1 protein-coding gene is annotated in these 1,277 nt (G+C 37.3%); it reads right to left on the bottom strand.

All coding sequences use genetic code 11. The features are described 5' to 3' along the window. On the bottom strand, positions 1 to 1,277 hold a 1,277-nt coding region (locus tag KHW44_RS09740; protein ID WP_304068931.1), incomplete at both ends, for a potassium/proton antiporter.

Genomic DNA, 1,277 nt, shown 5'->3' with positions numbered 1-1,277 from the left:
GTTTCTTTTAGAATAATCAACTTATCCCCAACATTAAGCGTAACATTGCCCGAAGGAACGATGATTTCGCCGTTCTTTGATTGAATCATAACCACAAGTTCAGAATCAATCATGTCGATATCTTTTAATTTTTTACCATTCCAGTTGTTCTTGTCGCTGATTGTGATTTCGACCAAACCGTAACCTGTCGGATCAAAATAAGATTTACCGCCAATAACGACGGTATCATTCGCACAAATCACAGTATCTCCACGAGGAACGACAAGTTTGTTATCTCGAATAATCTTCGCCACAATTATATCGAAGTGAAGCCCAATCTCACTAACCTTTTTTCCTACAAGTTCACTGTGCTCATTTATTTTCGTTTCGATAAAACCAACATCGCTTTTAGAATTGTAATAATTGAAAGTTTTAAGAACAGTATCGTCAGGATCAATCATATCGGTTTTTCTACAAATAATCGGAAAAAGGGATCCTTGAATTAAACAAGACAACAGACATATCACGAAAATTATGTGGAACAAATCCACAGATAACTTTGCGTTACTATTTATAACCATAATCGCAAACGCAATCGCAGCCGCACCTCTGAAACCCGCCGCAGAAATTACAATAAGTTGATTCTTCTTATATCCAAAAGGTTTCAAAAGCAGTATACTTGCCAATGGTCTTGCAATAATTGTGATAAAAACCATCACCAAGAAAGCCACAGGAACAGCCTTCACGATACTTTTAGGATCTGCCAAAAGCCCCAGCAAAAAGAACAAACCAATCTGCATTATTCCAGAAAAACCGTCGAAGAAGAACACAACCTCTTTCTTCCTATAATATTCCAAATTCCCAATCATAATTCCCAGTACATACACTGACAAGAACGCATTTCCTCCCAAATTCTTGCTAATCGCAAAAGTTAGAAGTGCACAGGAAATAATCAGAACAGTGAACAGACCGTCTTGTGAGAAATCTATCTTGAAAATCAATTTTTCGGTTAATTTCGCCATCAAAAAACCAATCAACAGCCCAATTCCAACTTGAAGCAAAATCAGTTTGAACACAGAAGTCTTAGACCCCATCAAAATCGACAAGAAAATCATAGTCATAGTGTAAGCTGTCGGGTCGTTAGAACCACTTTCGATTTCAAGCATTGATGCAGTGGAGTATTTAAGGTTCAAATTCTTGCTTCGTAAAATCGAACTCACCGAAGCAAAATCCGTGGAACCTACAACGGATCCCAAAAGCATGGATTCAACGAAACTGATTTTAAGTACAAAATAACA

Origin of the sequence: Finegoldia magna, assembly GCF_018371055.1 — a bacterium.
Lineage (GTDB): Bacteria > Bacillota > Clostridia > Tissierellales > Peptoniphilaceae > Finegoldia > Finegoldia magna_I.
This window is presented reverse-complemented; position numbering and strand designations above follow the sequence as displayed.